Annotated in this window: 25 protein-coding genes; 4 read left to right on the forward strand and 21 right to left on the reverse strand. The window is 49.7% G+C overall.

The features are described from left to right. Positions 1-74: 74 nt before the first annotated feature. From QWJ34_RS12460 to QWJ34_RS12490, 7 genes are all read right to left on the reverse strand, one after another. The gene (locus tag QWJ34_RS12460) at positions 75-605 is read right to left on the reverse strand and encodes a DinB family protein (protein ID WP_302728145.1); all 531 of its coding nucleotides are present in this window, start codon (positions 603-605) and stop codon (positions 75-77) included. A 197-nt stretch (positions 606-802) separates the two neighbouring features. Further along, entirely contained in the window at positions 803-1324 is a 522-nt protein-coding gene (locus QWJ34_RS12465) for a hypothetical protein (protein WP_302728146.1), read from the reverse strand. Between the two features lie 24 nt (positions 1325-1348). Then, on the reverse strand, positions 1349-1750 hold the full coding sequence (locus QWJ34_RS12470) for a hypothetical protein (RefSeq protein ID WP_302728148.1): 402 nt from the start codon (positions 1748-1750) through the stop codon (positions 1349-1351). A 102-nt stretch (positions 1751-1852) separates the two neighbouring features. Beyond that, positions 1853-2212 carry a hypothetical protein gene (locus tag QWJ34_RS12475; RefSeq protein ID WP_302728150.1) on the reverse strand — a complete coding sequence of 120 codons (360 nt, stop codon included), beginning with the start codon at positions 2210-2212 and terminating at the stop codon, positions 1853-1855. Between the two features lie 30 nt (positions 2213-2242). After that, the gene (locus tag QWJ34_RS12480) at positions 2243-2677 is read right to left on the reverse strand and encodes a hypothetical protein (protein ID WP_302728152.1); all 435 of its coding nucleotides are present in this window, start codon (positions 2675-2677) and stop codon (positions 2243-2245) included. 35 nt (positions 2678-2712) lie between these two features. Continuing rightward, entirely contained in the window at positions 2713-3615 is a 903-nt protein-coding gene (locus QWJ34_RS12485; protein ID WP_302728153.1) for a phosphotransferase, read from the reverse strand. Between the two features lie 33 nt (positions 3616-3648). Continuing rightward, complete coding sequence (locus tag QWJ34_RS12490) at positions 3649-3894, reverse strand: hypothetical protein (RefSeq protein WP_302728155.1); 246 nt, start codon at positions 3892-3894, stop codon at positions 3649-3651. A gap of 424 nt (positions 3895-4318) precedes the next feature. Between QWJ34_RS12490 and QWJ34_RS12495 the strand changes: the two genes are divergently transcribed. Continuing rightward, positions 4319-5533 (forward strand): FAD-dependent monooxygenase, encoded by a 1215-nt coding sequence (locus QWJ34_RS12495; protein WP_302728157.1) that lies wholly within the window; start codon positions 4319-4321, stop codon positions 5531-5533. Positions 5534-5607: 74 nt separating this feature from the next. On the opposite strand, the gene QWJ34_RS12500 is transcribed toward QWJ34_RS12495, so the two are convergent. The 5 genes from QWJ34_RS12500 to QWJ34_RS12520 all read right to left on the reverse strand — a co-directional run bounded on the left by QWJ34_RS12500 (position 5608) and on the right by QWJ34_RS12520 (position 8737). Continuing rightward, on the reverse strand, positions 5608-6150 hold the full coding sequence (locus QWJ34_RS12500) for a GNAT family N-acetyltransferase (protein WP_302728158.1): 543 nt from the start codon (positions 6148-6150) through the stop codon (positions 5608-5610). Beyond that, a complete protein-coding gene (locus tag QWJ34_RS12505; RefSeq protein ID WP_302728160.1) occupies positions 6147-6791 on the reverse strand; it encodes a hypothetical protein in 645 nt (214 codons plus the stop codon). Before QWJ34_RS12505 ends, QWJ34_RS12500 begins: the two co-directional genes overlap by 4 nt. Positions 6792-6837: 46 nt before the next feature. Beyond that, the gene (locus QWJ34_RS12510) at positions 6838-7308 is read right to left on the reverse strand and encodes a helicase (protein WP_302728224.1); all 471 of its coding nucleotides are present in this window, start codon (positions 7306-7308) and stop codon (positions 6838-6840) included. A 399-nt stretch (positions 7309-7707) separates the two neighbouring features. Then, complete coding sequence (locus QWJ34_RS12515; protein ID WP_302728162.1) at positions 7708-8109, reverse strand: hypothetical protein; 402 nt, start codon at positions 8107-8109, stop codon at positions 7708-7710. Between the two features lie 67 nt (positions 8110-8176). Beyond that, the gene (locus QWJ34_RS12520; protein WP_302728164.1) at positions 8177-8737 is read right to left on the reverse strand and encodes a tetratricopeptide repeat protein; all 561 of its coding nucleotides are present in this window, start codon (positions 8735-8737) and stop codon (positions 8177-8179) included. Between the two features lie 50 nt (positions 8738-8787). On the opposite strand from QWJ34_RS12520, the gene QWJ34_RS12525 reads away from it, so the two are divergent. Further along, positions 8788-11115 (forward strand): right-handed parallel beta-helix repeat-containing protein, encoded by a 2328-nt coding sequence (locus QWJ34_RS12525; protein ID WP_302728166.1) that lies wholly within the window; start codon positions 8788-8790, stop codon positions 11113-11115. Between the two features lie 153 nt (positions 11116-11268). On the opposite strand, the gene QWJ34_RS12530 is transcribed toward QWJ34_RS12525, so the two are convergent. From QWJ34_RS12530 to QWJ34_RS12540, 3 genes are read right to left on the reverse strand one after another with little or no spacing between them, the layout of a single operon-like run. After that, a complete protein-coding gene (locus tag QWJ34_RS12530) occupies positions 11269-11559 on the reverse strand; it encodes a toxin-antitoxin system YwqK family antitoxin (protein ID WP_302728167.1) in 291 nt (96 codons plus the stop codon). A gap of 23 nt (positions 11560-11582) precedes the next feature. After that, positions 11583-12227 carry a DUF3885 domain-containing protein gene (locus tag QWJ34_RS12535; protein ID WP_302728169.1) on the reverse strand — a complete coding sequence of 215 codons (645 nt, stop codon included), beginning with the start codon at positions 12225-12227 and terminating at the stop codon, positions 11583-11585. Positions 12228-12251: 24 nt separating this feature from the next. Continuing rightward, positions 12252-12935: a VOC family protein gene (locus tag QWJ34_RS12540; RefSeq protein WP_302728171.1), complete on the reverse strand. Its 684-nt coding sequence runs from the start codon at positions 12933-12935 to the stop codon at positions 12252-12254. 256 nt (positions 12936-13191) lie between these two features. On the opposite strand from QWJ34_RS12540, the gene QWJ34_RS12545 reads away from it, so the two are divergent. Further along, on the forward strand, positions 13192-13623 hold the full coding sequence (locus tag QWJ34_RS12545; RefSeq protein ID WP_302728172.1) for a VOC family protein: 432 nt from the start codon (positions 13192-13194) through the stop codon (positions 13621-13623). Positions 13624-13976: 353 nt separating this feature from the next. Here QWJ34_RS12545 and QWJ34_RS12550 read toward each other — a convergent pair whose 3' ends face one another. The 6 genes from QWJ34_RS12550 to QWJ34_RS12570 all read right to left on the reverse strand — a co-directional run bounded on the left by QWJ34_RS12550 (position 13977) and on the right by QWJ34_RS12570 (position 18182). Then, the gene (locus QWJ34_RS12550) at positions 13977-14294 is read right to left on the reverse strand and encodes a hypothetical protein (protein WP_302728174.1); all 318 of its coding nucleotides are present in this window, start codon (positions 14292-14294) and stop codon (positions 13977-13979) included. Positions 14295-14507: 213 nt separating this feature from the next. After that, the gene (locus QWJ34_RS12555; protein ID WP_302728175.1) at positions 14508-15776 is read right to left on the reverse strand and encodes an FAD-binding protein; all 1269 of its coding nucleotides are present in this window, start codon (positions 15774-15776) and stop codon (positions 14508-14510) included. Positions 15777-16245: 469 nt separating this feature from the next. Next, positions 16246-16623, reverse strand: coding sequence for a retropepsin-like aspartic protease (locus tag QWJ34_RS12560; protein ID WP_302728177.1), 378 nt, complete (start codon positions 16621-16623; stop codon positions 16246-16248). Next, on the reverse strand, positions 16624-16866 hold the full coding sequence (locus tag QWJ34_RS12565; protein WP_302728179.1) for a hypothetical protein: 243 nt from the start codon (positions 16864-16866) through the stop codon (positions 16624-16626). It lies immediately after the preceding gene. A 263-nt stretch (positions 16867-17129) separates the two neighbouring features. Next, positions 17130-17291: a type II toxin-antitoxin system death-on-curing family toxin gene (locus tag QWJ34_RS27110; RefSeq protein ID WP_368046569.1), complete on the reverse strand. Its 162-nt coding sequence runs from the start codon at positions 17289-17291 to the stop codon at positions 17130-17132. Between the two features lie 297 nt (positions 17292-17588). Next, complete coding sequence (locus tag QWJ34_RS12570) at positions 17589-18182, reverse strand: chloramphenicol phosphotransferase CPT family protein (RefSeq protein WP_302728181.1); 594 nt, start codon at positions 18180-18182, stop codon at positions 17589-17591. A gap of 287 nt (positions 18183-18469) precedes the next feature. Between QWJ34_RS12570 and QWJ34_RS12575 the strand changes: the two genes are divergently transcribed. Next, a complete protein-coding gene (locus QWJ34_RS12575; RefSeq protein WP_302728182.1) occupies positions 18470-18760 on the forward strand; it encodes a hypothetical protein in 291 nt (96 codons plus the stop codon). The last annotated feature ends 306 nt before the right edge of the window (positions 18761-19066 follow it).

A 19066-nucleotide genomic window follows, 5' to 3' on the forward strand; every position in this document is an offset into this window, starting at 1 on the left:
CCAGCCATCGCCTTTGCGTTCACCTGAATCCGGAAACAGAATAAAGTCATGCTCGCCGAGCGGTTCGGTAAAGATCATTCGTCCTTCACTCCTTTCCGCTCCGCTTCCGCCAATTTCTCGTCCAGTCTCGCCTGCTGCCGCAGATGGTGACGACTATGAATATCGATCAGCTCGAACCACTCCCGGGCATTCAGCCAGCCGAACCAGCCGTGGCGCACTTTACCGGATGGATTAACTGCGGGCAGCCGGGCTTCCCACTCATTCAGCTCGCGGATAACCCGGTCCAGTTCGTCGATCAGCTCCGCTTTGCTTCTAGGATTAGGCGTATCGTTGACGGGCTCATCCAGCTTCACGCGCACGTCGGGCCAGCTTTTTTCCAAAAATACAATCTCGCCGGTTTCGCTCTTGCCGCCGGGTTCTTCATACCGCGCGTCCGCGCAGGTTTGCATGTGCCCCATATACTCGTCCGCCACGCCGATTACATGAACGATCATCTGCCCCACCGACCACACGTCCGGCTCCGATTGATATCGAAGCTGTTCCAGCGTATATCGGTCCAGCTCACGTTTATACCGTTCGATCGCAGCCGAAGAATTGCTCAGCATCCCCACTTCGCCTCCTTCACGATTTTGATTGATTCCACGTTAACAGAGATGCTCGTTCGCAGCAATTGTATATCCAATCGGATACCGGGACAGGAGAAGCAGCCATGCGAAAAAGCCGTATCTTCGAAATCGTAACCTCCGAGAGCGGAGATACAGCTTTTTTTTCATGAGTCGATACGGGAACGGCCAGTCTTGTTTCAATCTTTCTTCGTTCTCATAATCGGATCTTGATCGTGGAATGCGATGCAGCTCGGTTTGTCAAAGTTAACGATCCTGCACTGTCTAGTAAAAGCAGCAGCGGTACGCGCAATCAGGTACACAGCCGTCGGTGAATCGAACCTGGCCTCCTTATAAATCTCCGCAAACTCTTTCAAATCCGGACCTGACAGATCCTCCAGCCAATCGCACGCCCATTCGTCGTCTTCTTCAGCCAACGGATTATATTCCTGACAAATAAAAAACGTGCCATCCCATAAGTTATCCATATCGTATTCAAAATAGATTGCTTTGGCCGGTTTCTTGTTCGCAGCCGAAACGGCTTTCTTTAATGCGGCTTGAAGTTCGCCTTCGTAACGGGTCAAATCGGTGTCTCGAATCTGCTCGGCCTGGTCTTGGCCCGCTTTTTCGCAGCACCAGTGAAAATATCGGTCTTCAATATCCTCCAAATCGGACTCAAACAAAAGTTCTTGCATATTATCCAGTTCCGAGAAAATGTCCATCTGCATAAACTCCTTAGAACGATGTTAGGTCTCCAGCTCTTTTTTAATCGTCAGATATCGTTCCGCTCCGAGCAACAACTCGCTGTAAAAATACATATAAGTTCCGGGGTACGAATCGAACGGACGGTTGTGGTATTTCAATAAATCTTCATTAAATTGTTTGTAAAAAGTCAGAATCTGCTGGTTTTTGCGGGTTGTTTGGACGGTATCCAGATAGCTTTTCAGCTCGATGAGTTTGCGATGGGTATAATTCAGAACGTCCCGAATGTCTTCCTCCGTCAGTAAGTCGTAAGCTATCGTTCTCGCGTTCCAGTGGTTTTCGAATATTTCTTTCCGGTCGTTGAGGATGTCGAAAATGGGTTTGACAAGGGTTAGTTCGTATTTTAGGCGTCGGTTTTTCAAAAAACTAAAAATCTTTGAAAACATGAGGAGTCACCTCGATTCGGGGGTTTTTGCATTTTAAAAAAGACTGTCGGATTACGGCATGCTCCAGCACCTTCCCCACCGCTTCGTTAAAATCCGCCGCAATCAGATCCGGGTAAGCTTCCGCCCATGCGCCGAAAAACTCGCAATTTTCGAATCGCTCGAGATCCTTTTTCCCGGAGCCGGCTTTCTGCATCCGCGTTGTGTTCCGTGTTCGTGCGGGCAAAGATAGACTTGATCGAAACCAAAGCCCAACAGCTCAGCGACGAAGTCTTCCTGCGCGGCTTCGCCTCGGGAAATCTCCGGCTGATTGGTAAACGAAAAAATCGGAATCTTCAAGCGCTTGAGTAAATCCATAGATTGCTGAACATAAGGAAACAGCGTGAACGCTCCCGGCAGAATAACGCGATCCGTTCCGCCAATCGTTCCGTCACGGTCGATAAATACAGCTTGCAGACTTTGCATGGATAGGGTCTCCGTTTCTTTTTTCTTCGATCAATTTTCTCCGCCTTCCACAAGCGAAAACACAATCTCCTCCGGCGGATTCCGATCCTGTTTCTCGGCTGCCGTTCCTTGGCTGCCTATAAAATCAATCGTGAAAGTCTGCTCCGTATGCGCGGGCAGCTCCAGGATCTCGCGTCGATCGCTGCCGGTATAACCGTTCAATCGCTCCGTCGTGAGAAGTCCCTGGCGAAAATCGTCCGAATACACTCCGGTAACTTTGAACCTTAGCCGAGTATCGCCGAGATTTTGAATATGGATGTTTTCCGTGAAGATCACTTCGCCGCCGGCTGTAATCTCAAACCGGCTGTGCGTGCTTTCGCTTTTGATATAGGTTAACGGCGCACTGTCTTCTCTATCGCGATTGAATATAAGAACGACCGCGGCGACGGCCAGCAAAACGATAAGGATGCCTGCTGTTTTCTTCATACGGCCTTCCCTTCTTCCGAACGATTATCGTGCGTTTACTTCACCGATTCCGGGTTTTGTCCGCTATCAAGACGCATACACAGCTCCCTCCACTCTTCCCAAGCTTTCCGATACCCCGGCAGGTCGTGCGGATGATGTTTGACGCAAAGGCCGAATCGGCAGTAGAGCTGGATCAGCACCTGTTCGACCAGTTGGGAACGATCGATTCGGCCCTGCTCCAGAAGATCCACGGCCGCGTACAGCGTTTCTTCGTCGATATCGTCCGGCGACGAGCAGAACGCATACAGCACGTCGTAGATCAAAGGCGCGACCATCGGAGCCGGATCGATCACGCCGATTACCGCCGACCGGTCGAATACGAAGTTATGTACGCCGGTATCCCCGTGCAGCAGAAATTTCTCTTCCGGCTGTATGGGGCGCGCGAAGCATTTGTCCACTTTCGATCTGACCAGCAGATAGTCCTCGTCCGGCAGCAGATGGCCTATGTGGCTTTTCGCCGCTTCGACGCCTTCCGCATTGAACGCCTGCCAGCTCTGCTGCGAATACTCCGGCAGGCCCGGCAGATCCGGACCCTCATAACGAACGTATCGATTGAACAGTTCTTTCGCCAGCAGAGCCATCCAGTCTTTTTTCGCGCCGCGGTTGAAATGAGTCGTGCCCTCGATAAAAGAGTAGGCAAAATACGAATTATCGGCCGCGGTAAAAAGGACTTTGGGCAAAAGCGCGGAATCCCGATAGGTATGGAGAAAATGTTCGACCGCCGCAATCTCCTGCGGATCGTCGCGCTTCAGAATATAGGTATTGCCCTGCCGCGTTTCCAGCTTCAGCACCAGGCTCGAAGTCGTTCCGGCCAGCCGCTGCATACGGATAACTTCTTCTTGAACGGCGTGGCGTTTGAAAAGTGTATGGATTTCGTCGATTGTTGTGTCGGGTATCATCGGGATTCTCCCTGCTTCCATATTCAAATGATTTTACATGAATTTCTTCCTGCCATAGCTGAAACCGGCGAATTCGATCAACAGCGTCGTGCCCGAACTGAACAGTACCTCGTAGCGCAGCGTTTGATCGTCCGCTTCCGTCAGTTCCGCATATCCCCAATCGCCAAAACCGCCCGATCCGCACAGCGAAGCTTCGGAAGGAGAATCGGTTAGAAATCTCGAAACCTTCGAGAACTTCAGCGTGTACACATATTCGCCGGATAAGACTTCGATGGTCACGGTTACAGGTCTCGCCTGTGTTCTGACATCGATATACCGGCCTTCTTTTTTCATTCTGACTGTATTTCGGTTGTTACGATTAAGTCCGTGATATACCCGTCGTGCAGGCCGTCGTATCTGAAAAAACGATAATTCCTACCGCTCAGTTTGGATTCGAGATTTTCAAGCTGCTTAAGATACTCGGCTTCGCCGCTCATCCATAACCGGTCGATGTCGTCTGTCGACTCGCTCGACTGCATCCCGATCCAATACTCGTATTTGAAATATTTCAAGTGCATCCCTCGCTTTTTCGCTGACGGAGTGATAACCGGCTTCGTCTACCGGTTATCCTCCGAAGTATTCTTCCTATCGGGTATCGTTTCAGTCCCCATCCACCGGGTAAAGACCCTTATTCATCACGCTGCACACCGAGGGAGAGATTGGAATGAAGGTACACAAAGCCCTGATTTCCGGTGCGAGCATCGCCGGACTCAGCACGGCATTCTGGCTGGGCAAAGCGGGCTGGGAGGTTACGGTGATCGAGCGTGCCGGGGCGTTCCGCGATGGCGGGCAAAATGTCGACGTGCGGGGCAAAGGACGCGAAGTGCTTCGCCTGATGAATTTGGAAGATGCGGTCCGCGAGCGGACGACGACCGAAGAAGGAACCGTGTTCGTGAACGGCAAAGGACAAACGGTCGGCGCGTTTCCCGTTGAAGATTCCGACGGAATGACCGCGGAGCTGGAGATTCTGCGGGGCGATCTGGCGCGGGTGATCCTGGAGGCGCTCCCGCAGAGCATCGAGATTCGTTACGGCGATTGGATCGAGCGCGTCGAGAACGGCGGCGAACATACGCAGGTCGAGCTGCATTCCGGCCGAACGGAAACCTGCGACCTGCTGATTATCGCCGAAGGCGTCCGGTCGAAAACGCGGGACAACGTGTTCGCGGACGGCGTATCCAGGCGCGAACTCGGGCTGAACATCGCTTACGGAACGATCGAGCGCACGGACCGGGACGACCGCTGGTGGCGCTGGTACACGACTACCGGCCGCCGGCACGTCTCGCTGCGTCCCGATAACCGGGGCACGATCCGCGCGATGCTGGCTTTTACCGGCCGCGAACGCAATCTCGCCGACCTTTCCAAGGATCAGGCGCTCGCCGAACTGCGCGATATTTTCACAGGCGCGGGCTGGGACAGCGACCGCGTCGTCGAAGGCTTTGCCTCGTCGGACGATGTATACTTCGATTATCTGACCCAGATCAAGATGCCGTCCTGGTCGAAAGAACGCGTTTGCGTCACCGGCGACGCCGCCTGGTGCGTCACGCCGATCGGCGGAGGCGGCTCTTCGCTGGCACTGCTCGGCGGTTACGTGCTGGCGGCGTTTCTGTCGCAGGCCGAGGCGGACGATCCGACCGGTATCCGCGCCGCTCTCGATCGATATGAAAAGTGGATGCGGCCCGTAATCGACGACGCCCAGAGTCTGCCTCCCGGGATTCCGAACTTATTCTACCCGCAAAGCAAAGCCGGAGTCGGCACAGTCCGGACCTTTATCCGCATCGCCAGCTTCGGCCCGCTTCGCAGACTGGCTTCCCGTATGGGCCATACCGCAAGATCCGGGCAGAAGCTGCCTGAAATTCGGCTTGCGCACGCTCGCGTTTAAGACCGGCGGGCAGCCTCGTATACGTTTCGATAGTCGCGGCCGGGCTTTATGCCCGGCCGCTTTTTTGGTGAAAGTTACGCTCTATCCTGCTTCAATCGTCTCCAATCGTCTTCCAATATGCCCATTTCGATCAGATTCCAGAACTCGTCTTGAAACCTCCTTGCGTCCCGAATCAATCCCTCCCGCACAAAACCGCACTTTTCGTAACAGCGGATCGCCGAATGATTGAAGTCGAACACGCCCAGGCTGATGCGGTGCAGACCTTGTTCTTCAAACCCGATGCGCAGAACTTCGTCGACCATCTGCGTTCCATAGCCTTTGCCCTGATGCCCGCGGCCGACCAGCACTTTGCCGATTCGTCCCGAGCGATTGTACCGGTCGATGCCGCCCAGGGAAATATGCCCTACCGTCTCGTTCAGCGATTCGTCCGCCGCTTTATAAACGTACCGGCTTGCAGAATCGTTATCGTCGGCCGTGCTCAGATACTCCGCCAACTGCTCCCGGGACAGCGGATATTGGAACTGCGGACCGGACCACTGGAGCAAAAAGGCTGCATCGCCGCTCCACTCGATCAGCTGGTCGAAATCTTCCGCTTCAAAGGGGCGAAGAGTTATCATAGCGACGCTCCTTTTCCGCTCTTGGAAAGCAGCGGGATATCGGCAAACTGCTCCGTCCAGTATTCGTTCATTTTCAACATGACTTCCTTCTTCTCTGCCTCGCTTACGCCGGCCGCGGCATGATCCAGTTCTGTCCAATACGCATAGTTCATATAGATATATATCCAGTGCTCCCGAATCTCGCCGTAAAAGTCCATCGGATTGTGGTTATAAATTGCGCACCAGGTCTTGAACTGTTCAGCCGGCGATTGACCGTCGAACACGGTCGATTCCGGCGTCAATCCGGTATAAGGCTTCCCGTAGAAAGCGTCGATCAGCTTGATCCGGCCCGCGATATTGTCGTTCATTTCCTCCAGGTCTTCCGACGGAATCCACAACTCTTCGTGCACGGTCGAGCCGACGATCTGCGCTTCGAACCGGTCGATAAATGGACTTTGCACGTCGAATTCGGTCACGAACCCGACAAACCCGGAGAAGCGGTCTTTGGTATTCCAATCCGACGCGATCTTGTCCGCATACGTCTTGTTCAATACCGGATAGAAAATAGGCTGCTCCGGCAGCCGGGGAGGGAATGCTTTGAGATCCGCGTCCAGGATCAGTTTCATTTCCGCAAGTCCGACGGGGCGATATAAAGTTTTCATTTTCAGTTTCCTTTCGGTGATGTGTAGAGTTGTTCTTTTTCCAAGCTTATTCTTTCATAAAAACAAAACGGTCGTGCGCATTCCACACATGCAGACGATCCGCCCGATATCCCCGCAGCCACAGCACGCCGTCGATCCGCCGCAGGTAAAATCCTTTGGGAAAGTCGTCGTCTGCGCTCAAAGGTTCGGAAGCTACAGTCACGGACCCGCTTGGAGCCTGGTGCCCCTGAGCCTCGGCTTCCGAATGTCCTTCCGTCTGATCGAGGTATTGCAATCTCCAGTGCGGCGTCAGCTCAAGCGGACACAACGCCAAGCCAAGCTCGGCCGCTTTTGCAAAAATCCGCTCCGTCGTCGCTCCGTCCGTAAAGCCCAGATCGCGGACGCTCAGTTCGACGGTCAGCACGCTGTACTTCGTTTCCGAAACGGTAAACCGGTCGTCGCCGAGCAGCTGCTCCGCGTATGTATTGAGCGAGATGCAGCGGCTTTGCAGCTCTTGGATCAGCTTCGGCTTAGTCATTCCGCCGATCTCGATCGTCCTCGCGATAAAGGGGCAGTCGGGATACCTTTTTTCCACAATCACTCTTCCGTTCCTCCCTCGTTCGCTTTGTTCGTCCGCAGCCAGTCCACCATAAAGTCGAAAAGCTCGATCGAATAGCCTGCTTCGTGGCAATCCGCCAGCGATCCGTCTGTCGTTCAAAAAACCATTCCGGGTACTCCCGCTCGGGCTTGTCCCACCACGCCGCAACCTCGGGAATATGAAACGCTCCGTTTCGAGCCGCGAGCGCCGCCGAAGTCGTCGTTTTCCCTGCCGCGCTGGCGCCTTCCATGCTTATAATCGTCATGCTATGGCCCTCTTTGTCTTTCCGTTTTTCTGATTTTTTTGAGCACGCTCTCCTATCCATGAACGTCGATAGAGCTAAAAAGTCTCGACTTCCCAGCGATCGGCAAAGATATGGATCGAGCCGTATTCGGCTTCGGGATTGACTACACTCAAGTAAAACAGCCGTTTGCGAGTTGAAGAATCTTCATAGGGGATACTGAAACGCTTCATCGCAGCATGAATATTCGAAGCTTCAATTTGGGACAAAATACTTAAATTCCGAAGTCCGTCCAGACCTTGGAATGACGATTCGCCTTCTACTTGATACAAGCCGCGGTCCACCCCGTAAAAAGTCAGCTTGGCCGTATGCTTTTCCCAGGAATCGAGCTTTATCTGAAATACGATTTCTTCCCGGCCGTGAATCGAAATCCCTTCGATCTTGGAATCGTGAAGGCCAAGGTTGTTAAAGTCGGTAAAGCTTTCTGATTTGGATTTCATTTGGATCACCTCGCAATAGGTTAGGATTTACGATTCTTCATAAAAGATTCTCCATCCCCCCCACTCATCACCAGGTCTCATCGAGATGCTGCGCGTAGTAAGTAATCGGTCTGCTAAAGTATTGAAGTTTGTCGTCGGAAGTCGTTTCCATCAGGTTATTCAAAAGGATTTCCGTCGACTCTTTATGCTTCCCCGTATTGTACAGCGCCAGCGCCAGAAAAACTTGCAGACCTCTATGGTTCGGAAATTCTTTTACTCCTCGGCGCAGCGTTTGTTCGGCTTCCTTATAAAATCCCAGATACCGATACGTGCTGCCCAAACCAAGCAGAGCTCTTTCGAGATCCGGCCCGGAGAGCCCATGTTCAAGCGCCCGGACATAAAAAGGAATAGCGTCTCGTCCCAGTCCGGAATTGTCGTGCGCAGCCGCGGTTTGAAAATTGACCTCCGCGTCATTCGGATACTCCGCCAGCAGCTCCAACAGCATTGCGCGGGCTTCGGCAAGAATACCGGGGTCCTGCTTGGCTCTGCCTTCTTCGCGCAGTTGTATCGCTTGATTCAGTCTTTCCCGTTTCATGTTCATCTTTCCTTTCATATTCAAAATAATGCTTCTTATTTCCATTCCGTTCATTTATTATTGGATCATGCAAAAAATAAAACAGACTTTTTGGAGGCATACATATGGATCGATCTAAAAAAAGCGCTTCTTTGCTGGCGGCTGTTGTACTGCTGGGCGGCGTATCGCTGGCTCCTGCGTCCGCTTCGGCTGACCGAACAGAGCAGGGCGAAGTGACGACGTTAAGCGCAGGCTCTGAAATCAAAAAAAGCGAACTACCTCTCGACGTGTATGTGAAAGTTGGCGCAACCGGCGGAGACGGTACGCAGGCCAAACCGTTCGGCACCCTGTACGAAGCCCGGAACTTTATTCGCGCCAATAAAGCCACCCGGCCGAAAAGCGGCGTTACGGTAAGAGTCGCCAAAGGCCTGTATCAAATGAACGAGACTTTCGCATTGGACGCGCAGGATTCCGGCACGACGGAAGGCCCGATCACTTATCGCGCCGAACCGGGAACCATTCTGGCTAACGGCAGCGTCATTCCTTCGAACAATTGGAAGCCGCTGAGCGCAGCGGCAGCGGCGCGCCTCGCTCCCGGCATCGATCCCAAAGCCGTTTACCAGCTCGACGTTCGGTCGCTTAAGTTGGAGAATGTCGACGGTTTCACCAAGGGCACTGCGACCGAGAAGGGCAATACGACCGAGAAGTGGGGACTGCCGGACCTCATCGTCGGCAGTACGCCCCAGCCGATCTCGCAGTGGCCCAATCCCGGTCAGTCCGCGGGTTCGCAGCGAACCGGCTGGAGCACGGCCAACGGCTCGGCGAGCGCCTCGTCTTTTTACTACGGCAGCGGCGGCGCGCCGGTGGACGGCATAACCGCCGACGAACTGAACAAAGATAATCCGAAACGCGCCGAACGTTGGAAGCAGGCGATCGCGGGCGGCCACCGTGTGTATTTACAAGGATTTTGGCGCACGGACTTTGTTCCGATTCTGAGCGAAGTGTCGTCGGTCGATCCGGCGAAACATACGATAACTCTGACCACGCCCCCAAGCGCCAGCGAAGGAATGGGTTCGAAATACACGGCTTTTGTGCCCGCTTCCAACCCGAAATATCGCGTAGGATCGGGCGAAGAAGAATGGCGCGCGCTCAATCTGCTGGAAGAGATCGACGTCCGCGGCGAATGGGCGCTGGATACGCAGGACGGCATGCTGTATTACTATCCGAGCACCAGCCTGGCCGACAAAAGAGTCGTACTGGCGAATAAAAATCAGCCGATCGTTCAGATGATCCATACTTCCAACGTCAATATGCTCGGATTCACCCTTCAGGAAAGCATGAACGACGCGATATTTCTGAACTATTCCGACCATATCACGCTGGCAGGCAATACGATCCGCAACAGCGTTGAAGGCATTTACGATGTAAACGGCACATTCAACGTCCATCAAAGCAACGATATTTACGATATGATCGGCAAAGGTATCCAGATTGCGAACGCGGGCGATACGCTAACGCTTGCCGAATCGGGCTCCAAAGTAATCAACAACCATATCCACCACGTAGGCCGGCATATCGAATATCCGGCGCTTCAAGTGCGGAATTCCAACGCTGTGACGATCGAGAACAATCTGCTGCACGATACGCCGCGCGACGCGCTTCGTTACGATAAGGATACGAATCTGCAAATCAAGTATAACGAAGTCCACAACTCCGCGCTGATCGAGACGGACACCGGCGCTTTCTATACCGCGAACGACTGGTCGTCTTACGGCAATGTGCTGGAGTACAATTTTATCCATCACGCCAAGAATTCGAACGGTTTCTACGCCGATCAGGGCGATTCGGGCGATAACTATACCCATAATATTATTCAAGGCACCAAATGGGCTTTCCTGTTAAACGGTCATCATAATATTGCCACCCATAACCTGATCGTCGATTCATACGGAATTCAAATCTACGATATGAGCAAGAGCGGCGAGTCGATGTTGGCGAGCGCGCAAAGTCAGCTTGAGGCCAAACTAAAAGATCAGGAGCCTCGCTGGAAGACGTTTGCCGCGGAGCTGACTGCCACCTATAAGTATACCGATACGTTATGGACCGACATCCTGAAACCGGAATGGCATCCCGAGTACTCCAACGGCACCAAGATCACGGATAACGCGCTGGTCGGGATGAAGACCAACAAACCCAGCGTTCCCGCAGAAGGAAACTTTTCGATTACCGATAATCTGGAGCTCGCTTCCGTATCCGACGCTCAATTCGCAGATTACGCCAACTTTGATCTGACTACCGACAATCCGAAGATCAAACAAAAAATCGGAGATCTCGATGTACTGCTCAAAGATCTTAATAAGACCTCTTCTTCAAAGATCGGCCTCAAAAAAGACGATTACCGCAATATTGTCGTTTCTCGGAAAGATACCGGCGGATTAAGCGATCATTATTGAATGTTGCTGTAGTTGCGCCGCCTATAAAAACAAGCCCGGATACGCCGCTTTGGCGCGTTCGAGCTTGTTTACATTAAATACCCGATAAATGGACGTTCCGCGATTCCGGCTAACTTTCTGTATGCCCGGCGGCTGCCCGTCTTTTCACAAATCTTACTTACCGGCCGCGGAACCGCGATCGGTCGCTTTATGTTTGTTGCCCTTGCTATCGTAGGTAATCCACTCCCCGACCGGCTCGCCTTTGTCAAAATGCCCCGAACGCTTCAACGTGCCGTCGATCCGATACCATTCCCAGTAACCGTCGGGTTTGTCTTCAATCATTTTCCCTTTGGACCACATCGTCCTGCCGTTCGCATGATACTTGATCGTAAAGCCGTCAACGACCTCCGACTTCTTGTCCTTGACGCCGTTCGGTTGGTTCAGGTCGCAATTCTCGTTGTCCATTGACGCACCTCCTTCTCTTCAGATCACTCCAAAAACGTCCGGTCGATTCTTTCCCGATCATAATCCAAAATCCAACGATTGAATGCTTTATAAATCCCTATCAGCGATTCTCTCGACGATGCAATCACATCGCACCCGCGGTCGTCGTAGATGTGGAATATCGTGTTCTTGTTTGTGTTGATAAAGTATACGCGGTGATAAATCATCGGCTGGATTCCCACGTCGTGATTGCAAATCGCCCGGATCAACGACGCGTAATTTAAATCCTCGACTCTACACGCCGTCCGGTATACATATGTATTATACCTCGGGTCCGGCACTTCGCCCGGTTCGCAATCGTCGTCCGGCACTACTTCAAGCCGCAGTGCCTTGATCGACGCTTTATTTTTGATGTATTTTCGATACAGATTGAGATGCTTCACCCGGTTCTTGGGTTTGTTCCAAAAATAAGCATGGGTAACAAGCAGAACTTCGTCTTCGGGATCATGCAGAGCTCTGAACAATTCAATCGCTCTCCCGTAAACCCGCTTCATATACGCTGCTTTGTTCACCCAGAAAACCGGCGGATCTCCGAGTTCAAATCGTATCGAAACCCTGCTGTTATAAAAAAGCGGCGGGGTTAACGTTAAATCGGGAAAATGGTTGGTCAGGTATTCGTTCAGGTCCATGGGTTTGTCTTCTTTCCGATGTGTTTAGCCTTTTGCGTCAACAGGCGGTGTCGACAAGCTGCTCACAATCCCGCGATCCGTATGAATCACAAGCGGCGCAGAAATCGCAAGCTTGGACGAAAAATACCATCTTCTGCCGAGCGGACTCAAAATAATAAAGCTGCCGTCCTCGTACTCGCCCATAAAGTTCAAATACTGCGTCAAAGACACTTCTTCGCTGCCGCGAACCGGAATGCCGAGGGCTTGAATCCGCTGCGCGTATTCGCCGATCTCGTCGGTCGATAACCCGATCTCGCTGATCGACGATACCCGCCCGGGCGTAAAGACGCGCTCCGGCGATGCCGGCGTCGTTTCTCTGCGCGCGATATACTCCACGATATTGCCCGCCGGATCTTCAAGATAACATGAATTCGCCTGCGTGATTCCTCCAAAATCCACTTCGTCCATGCCGTCTTCCGTCAGCAGCTCCACCCGCTCGGCCAGCCACGCTTTCGCTTCGCGGAACAAATTGGGCGGAATATTGAAAGCAAAATGGTAATAATGAAACTGCCGCTGCGGGTCGTTATGCAACTCCAACAGGCTGCTGCCGATCTCGAAAGAAGCGGACCGCGCATCTGCCGACAGCAGTTTGAACTGCAGCGTATCGCGGTAAAATCGTACGGTTTGATCAAAATTCGAGATCCAGAGTTCGATTTTAGTGATGTTCATGGATTGATTCTCCTGTGGGGTGGATAAATTTTTTTCACAGGGTGATTATATCTGTTCTTTAAACTCACTTCATAAGAAATCACTTCGTTAGCGTGTGCCGAGATCATTGGGCTATCGTCCTTTTCGTTTTTTTCGAGATTTATTATAACATTACGCTTTCGATCCATGAGACCGATGAATTCCCGGGTCGTCTGTCGTCTATATAAAAGAAAACATAAATAAACACAAATCAATATGAGGAAGAGGTGTTTGAAGCATGGCGTTAACGTCCGCATTCACGAGCATCAACCTGCCTGTCAAAAACGCAGAACAATCGAAAGCATTCTTCACCGGGCTCGGATTCGAGCTTAACCCGCAGTTCCCCGACAACGAGAATTCGGCAGCGGTCATGATCGGCGACAACCTTCAGGTGATGCTGATCGAGCAAACTTTCTTTAATACCCTTACGGAAAAGGAAACGGTCGATACCCTCAAGTATGCGCAGATGACGCTCGCTTTGGCCGTTGAGAGCCGGGAAAAAGTCGATGAAATCGTGAATACCGCGGTCTCACTGGGCGGGAAGCTGCATGCTGAACCCGAAGATCACGGGCCGTCGATGTATCATTGGGGCTTCGTGGACCTGGACGGTCATCTGTGGGCGATTAACTATATGAATATGGATGCGGCACAAAAGCAAGGTGGAGACTGACTGCCGGTCCGCTCGTACCCGTTGAAGTAAGACAAGCGATTAGCATTCGAAAAGAAAGACGCCGGGCCTTTTCCTTTTCCCTGGCGTCTTTTTCGCGATGATTACTGTGGTTCGGGTTAGGGTCTGTCGATTCGCTCGGGTGGTCCAAATCTCAAAAACAACGGCGTGTGAATGAAGTTTTGAACGCGCAGGATTTTTTTAAAAAAATTTGACTTGGATATCTTTTGAAATCATTCACTCTGCCTCATGCTGCGATCTGAATGCTGGACCTGAAGTGTCCGGCATGTATGGGGTAAGGTGCGAATGTGCGCAGCGTGAATATTCTTTTAAAAGATGTTGCTAGCTTATTTGAATCACTCACTATGTGATCTTGAGGCTTTAATCAATTCGTCCTCTTTATCGAAAACTCTTAACACTCTCTCAATATCACTTACTTCGTAGCTTCTGACTACAATAAGCTGTTGTATATGAAGACCTGGTGGATCAATGTTTGGTCTGGATAAGTTCTTTAATAATCTTTCTGGTGTATACAAAATACTCCATCTTTTTGAACCATCCGTAAAATACATAGTGATTTCTATCCAGTTCCATTCTTCTTCATGATCTATTTCAACTGCATCATCGAATTCCCAACTTAAAAGCCTTGGTTTTAAATTTTGATCTTCATCCATGGTTTCGCCTCTCCCTGCAATTGAGCAATTTCGTTTATTGTTCCTGTATTCACGACTCGTTGTATTCAGTTCACCCCCGGTTCGTTCGGAGATGAACTTTTTCTTTATACTGGAGGAAGCACTGGGTCAATAACGCATGTTTTGCCGGGACACTTGCGTGGGACGAGGCCGGTATTCGACAGCCGATTCATCTCCCGAAAGCCTCGTCCAGCCTCAGCGTGACGTCCGGGCTGGACGAACATAAGTATCCAGAAACGCATTGCTGAATTTTCCGTTAGGGTCATACTTATCGATCAACTTCCGAAACTGCGGCAGCTTGTCGAATTGTCCCTGCAGGACATCGGCCGATACCGTAAACAGCTTGCCCCAGTGCGGACATGCGTGGAACGGCGCCAGCGCAGCTTCGAGCAGTGGAAGCACGCGCTCGACCGCCTGCCAGTCGTCCCGCCAAGTGAAGTGAAACGCCACCGAAGGTTGATCGCAAAAAGGGCTCAGCCATAAATCGTCCGCAGCGATCGTGCGCAGTTCGCTAACGAACAAAATCGGCGCAAGATGCTCCCGCAGCCGGTTAACGGCAAGCGCCGCTTCATATACACACTCCCGCGGCATCAAGTATTCGCTCTGCAATTCTTTGCCGGCACTCGGCGTAAATTCCATACGGAAATGCGCGAGCCGCTCATGCCACATCCCCGGCTTACCGAGCTGCTCCGTGCAGTTTTCCGCATGCATATTCGGCAGCGGATGCACAGGGGCCGTCGCAGGCAGCGCTCCGTAATAGTCCGAATGTCCGGCATAGCTTACGCCGTCTTCTTCCCGGCATTTTGTCCATACCTGATGAAATCTCGGCTGCTGCCAATCCGTGAACAAACTTACGCTGTAAGCGCCCGTAAAGATGCCCTCCGCGTTTTCTTCAAGCTGCGAAAGCGGCAGATTCTCATAAACGAACTGTCTGACGGAATAAGCCGGCACGACGTTCAGCGTCAGCTTCGTCACGATGCCGAGCGCGCCGAGGTTCACGACGACGCCGGCGAATTCCGCATCGCCGCGGCTGAAGGTATGCAGCTCTCCGTTCGCGTCGACCAGTTCGATCCCTTCCACCGCTGCCGCCAAGCTTCCGTTACGGCTGCCTGAACCATGCGTGGCCGTAGCGGCGGCGCCGGCAACCGTGATATGAGGAAGCGATGCCAGATTATGAAGCGCATAATCCGTCAGAGCGAGCTCCGCGCATAGTTCCCCGTACGTGATCCCTCCTTCGACCGTTACCGTGCCGCGTTCTTCGTTCAAAGCCAACATGCGGTTCCAATGCCGCAGCGAAACGAAGATCCCGTTCGTATCCGTGATCGCATTGAACGTATGGCCGCTGCCCGAAACCTTGATTTTCCGATGTTTTTTGACCAACTGCTGCAGATGCTCCACGCTTTCGGGATAGATCATTTCAGTCGCCCCGTAAGTAAAGTTGCCGGCCCAATTTTGATAACTCATTCGAGGTCCTCCCAAGTTTCAAGTAATAAAGCGCTTCCTTAAAAATCCGAGCTTCATTTCTACCCTTACCCTTTTTAAGAACGGCCTAGTCTTTACCTATTTAAGATAAACCGTTTCGACACTTCGATTCGCTGCCGCAGAAATGGCGTCCTGCTTCAAGACCAATACCGTCTTTAACATTTTTGCCTTTATCTATTTCTTATCTGTTTTTTGATTCTCTATTTTACTTTTCCAATTCGTCTTCTTCGAGCCGATCGAAGGGCTCGTTATTTAAGAATGGCTCGTCATTCAAACGATTTTAATCAGCTCTTAGTAATTACGTATAACGTTCCTGTATTTACGACCCGGCGACTATCGAGTGTCCAGCGCATGCCGGGCCAAGGGCGTATGTCCGCAGCGTAAATATATAGTTAAGTGGTGTTCCACTCTTCATCGAATCACTCACTCAATTTCTTATGTTCTTTATCTCTTATGAACGAAGTAATTTAAATGCCTTTAGATCAATATCAAATTCTCCTTCAGTCAGTACATCGAGTCCCAAAAGTCCGTTGACATTGTGATATTTGAATGCAGTAAAATCGATGTATACATCTTTTAAAATGAAATCTCCAACTTGTATACCCTCGATTTTTTTACTAAAGGCATGCTCTTTACCCCCAATCCCATAGCTGGTTATGATTTCATCTTCCATGCTCACTTGTAACCCAATCTCGTCTACTTCATCTTGTGAAATCAAGCTGTGACTGGCTCCTGTATCAATCACAATGTTCGATATCACTTTCTTTTGCTTATTAAAATGGACTGTTATTTCCGTAAATAACAGTCCGTCTCGATATTCAATATTCATTTAAAGATTTCTCCTTAATCCTATATTTTTCCGCACTTTCATAATAACTTGATCTTTGGAAGTATGATAAACCAGCGTTTTGTCTCTGCTGTTCAATAATTCGCGAGTCGCTTCTTCATCAGTGATCGGGCCAATTACGGCTACATCATCAATGATCTCTTGATTCTCGGTTTCTTCCGAATGAAGAATTTCGAACTTCACAAATTGGTTCGGAAAAATCTCCCTAACCTCTTGCCATTTCATCTTTGTCCCTCCTCTATTTTGATGGTTATATTATACCCTTTCATAAACCTATAACTCTCATTGGAATTTTTCATAACATTGCTGTATTCATGACCCGACGCATGTCGAGTGTCCGGCGCATGCTGGACCAAGGACGAATGTCCGCAGCGTAAATATTACGTTATGCGTAGTACCGGTCTTCTTTTAATATTCAAGAAGATATAGAATAAGACATCGAGCTTCATTCCCGATGCCTTATCATCCATTCTTCAATATCTTGTTCATTATAATTTCCCTTCTGCTGTTCCCAATCCTAATTGAACCGATTCCTCTTGACTGTATCGAATGTAATAACCGTTTAACCGAAGTAACAGCAGCATAACAGCTACTCCAATACGTTTATTTCCATCTACAAATCCATGGTTTTTGATTAAAGAGAACGTCACGACAGAAATCTACAAAATCAATGACTTCCATTTGTTTTTCTTGGGGTAAAGATAAAAAGTCGTTAATCAATTTTTGTTTCAGCCTCATGATGAATCGCCTCTATTCTTACTTCATAGTACAACGCAAAGTCTTAAAGCACTTAACCCTTTGTCTGGTCTAGCTTTTAAATATGTTTTCCGGTATTACGTATAACGTTCCTGTATTCACGACTCGACGCATGTCGGGTGTCCGGCGAATGCCGGGCCAAGGACGAATGTCCGCAGCGTGAATATTATGCTATCTAATGGATACGACTTCTATGAGACGCTAGCATTTCTTTCACTCAATTTCTTAAATACCAAATATTCTTTATCGGACTCAATAAAATTTAAAATCTCTTCGGCACATTCTGTTGGATTCAATTCTTCTGTATTTATTTCAAGATCATACTCATTAAAACGATATACGTTGTCGTACTGAGAACTTGCTAATCCAATATTTCGATTTCCCCTTATTTGTTCTCTTCTCATGAGTTCTTCTTTCGAACATAATACGCCTACGAACAATGTAGGCTGCTCGGAAAGCACATCCAAACACTGATTAAATCGTTTATCATTATCCATGACTGTATCCACGATTACGTTCAAACCCATTTCCGAAAACAATTTAATGGTCGAGTAGTACATGTTAAGTATAGAATCGTCAACGATTTGCGAGACAACTTGAGGATCTATTTCTCTTGGAAGCTCGTTTGGAAGTTTATTGTTAACAAAATTATTGTAATTATTAAAAAAATCGTCTATTGATAAATGATGAAAAAGAATCTTTTTCTGACTCATTAATTTAGTCGAAATACTAGTTTTTCCTGAACTTGAAGTTCCATTAAACAGCACAATTATCCCTTGCTTCAAGTAGATCACCCTTTTTTATCAAATTTACGTATCTTTCAGATAACGTTCCTGTATTCACGACTCGACGTATGTCGGGTGTCCAGCGAATGCCGGGCCAAGGACGAATGTCCGCAGCGCGAATATTATGTTATAGGAGGGATCGTTCTTCTTCAATATTTCCTATATGCCCTTATCATTCTCTAAGGTTCAACTCTTTACCCAATTTCCCTTATCCCGTTTTTCAATTTTCTTTTATTTCAATCTACGCATCCATGTTATAATGATCTCTACGAAAGGTGGGATTGTTTGTGGAACAAACTCTTAATCAGATCCTTCAAGAACTTCAAGCCCTTAGACAAGATGTTCAACAATTAAACCAGAATCAAATGCTTTTGGATCAGAATCAAAAACAAATGTCTATTCAAATTCACAGTATTTATCAATCTACTGTTCGCCTAGAGAATGGACAACCTAAAGATATCTTTGCCCTCTTAGAAAAAGTCCATAACAATTTTACGGATAAAGATTCTGAGGTTGCCGCTTTGAATAAACGGATTTTTCGTTTGGAATCCGAATTCGAAAAATTCAATAGACAATGAGAACTTGTAGTCATTCAATGTGAATGACTCTATTTTTTAGGTTTTCGATCTTTCCTATAACGTTCCTGTATTCACGACCCAGCGTATGCTGGGTGTCCGGCGTATGCCGGACCAAGGACGAATGTCCGCAGCGCGAATATGATGTTGGTATTCTCAGTTCATCCCCGGCTCGTTCGGAGATGAACTTTTTCTTTATACTGGAGAAAACACTGGGCTAAATAACGCATGTTTTGTTGGGACGCAGATCCCGTCACCTAAAGTGTTAGATGCCCACGCCTTTTGTTCCTACCCCGATTCAGCGGGTTG

It is taken from the genome of Saccharibacillus sp. CPCC 101409, from assembly GCF_030518235.1.
In the GTDB taxonomy this organism is placed as follows: Bacteria; Bacillota; Bacilli; order Paenibacillales; family Paenibacillaceae; genus Saccharibacillus.

What these genes read in the sequence shown, in the direction of transcription:
- QWJ34_RS12460 (WP_302728145.1), bottom strand. Translation starts at nt 605, where the DNA reads ATGCTGAGCAATTCTTCGGCTGCGATCGAACGGTATAAACGTGAGCTG.
- QWJ34_RS12465 (WP_302728146.1), bottom strand. Translation starts at nt 1,324, where the DNA reads ATGGACATTTTCTCGGAACTGGATAATATGCAAGAACTTTTGTTTGAG.
- QWJ34_RS12470 (WP_302728148.1), bottom strand. Translation starts at nt 1,750, where the DNA reads ATGTTTTCAAAGATTTTTAGTTTTTTGAAAAACCGACGCCTAAAATAC.
- QWJ34_RS12475 (WP_302728150.1), bottom strand. Translation starts at nt 2,212, where the DNA reads ATGCAAAGTCTGCAAGCTGTATTTATCGACCGTGACGGAACGATTGGC.
- QWJ34_RS12480 (WP_302728152.1), bottom strand. Translation starts at nt 2,677, where the DNA reads ATGAAGAAAACAGCAGGCATCCTTATCGTTTTGCTGGCCGTCGCCGCG.
- QWJ34_RS12485 (WP_302728153.1), bottom strand. Translation starts at nt 3,615, where the DNA reads ATGATACCCGACACAACAATCGACGAAATCCATACACTTTTCAAACGC.
- QWJ34_RS12495 (WP_302728157.1), top strand. Translation starts at nt 4,319, where the DNA reads ATGAAGGTACACAAAGCCCTGATTTCCGGTGCGAGCATCGCCGGACTC.
- QWJ34_RS12500 (WP_302728158.1), bottom strand. Translation starts at nt 6,150, where the DNA reads ATGATAACTCTTCGCCCCTTTGAAGCGGAAGATTTCGACCAGCTGATC.
- QWJ34_RS12505 (WP_302728160.1), bottom strand. Translation starts at nt 6,791, where the DNA reads ATGAAAACTTTATATCGCCCCGTCGGACTTGCGGAAATGAAACTGATC.
- QWJ34_RS12510 (WP_302728224.1), bottom strand. Translation starts at nt 7,308, where the DNA reads ATGACTAAGCCGAAGCTGATCCAAGAGCTGCAAAGCCGCTGCATCTCG.
- QWJ34_RS12515 (WP_302728162.1), bottom strand. Translation starts at nt 8,109, where the DNA reads ATGAAATCCAAATCAGAAAGCTTTACCGACTTTAACAACCTTGGCCTT.
- QWJ34_RS12520 (WP_302728164.1), bottom strand. Translation starts at nt 8,737, where the DNA reads ATGAACGGAATGGAAATAAGAAGCATTATTTTGAATATGAAAGGAAAG.
- QWJ34_RS12525 (WP_302728166.1), top strand. Translation starts at nt 8,788, where the DNA reads ATGGATCGATCTAAAAAAAGCGCTTCTTTGCTGGCGGCTGTTGTACTG.
- QWJ34_RS12530 (WP_302728167.1), bottom strand. Translation starts at nt 11,559, where the DNA reads ATGGACAACGAGAATTGCGACCTGAACCAACCGAACGGCGTCAAGGAC.
- QWJ34_RS12535 (WP_302728169.1), bottom strand. Translation starts at nt 12,227, where the DNA reads ATGGACCTGAACGAATACCTGACCAACCATTTTCCCGATTTAACGTTA.
- QWJ34_RS12540 (WP_302728171.1), bottom strand. Translation starts at nt 12,935, where the DNA reads ATGAACATCACTAAAATCGAACTCTGGATCTCGAATTTTGATCAAACC.
- QWJ34_RS12545 (WP_302728172.1), top strand. Translation starts at nt 13,192, where the DNA reads ATGGCGTTAACGTCCGCATTCACGAGCATCAACCTGCCTGTCAAAAAC.
- QWJ34_RS12550 (WP_302728174.1), bottom strand. Translation starts at nt 14,294, where the DNA reads ATGGATGAAGATCAAAATTTAAAACCAAGGCTTTTAAGTTGGGAATTC.
- QWJ34_RS12555 (WP_302728175.1), bottom strand. Translation starts at nt 15,776, where the DNA reads ATGAGTTATCAAAATTGGGCCGGCAACTTTACTTACGGGGCGACTGAA.
- QWJ34_RS12560 (WP_302728177.1), bottom strand. Translation starts at nt 16,623, where the DNA reads ATGAATATTGAATATCGAGACGGACTGTTATTTACGGAAATAACAGTC.
- QWJ34_RS12565 (WP_302728179.1), bottom strand. Translation starts at nt 16,866, where the DNA reads ATGAAATGGCAAGAGGTTAGGGAGATTTTTCCGAACCAATTTGTGAAG.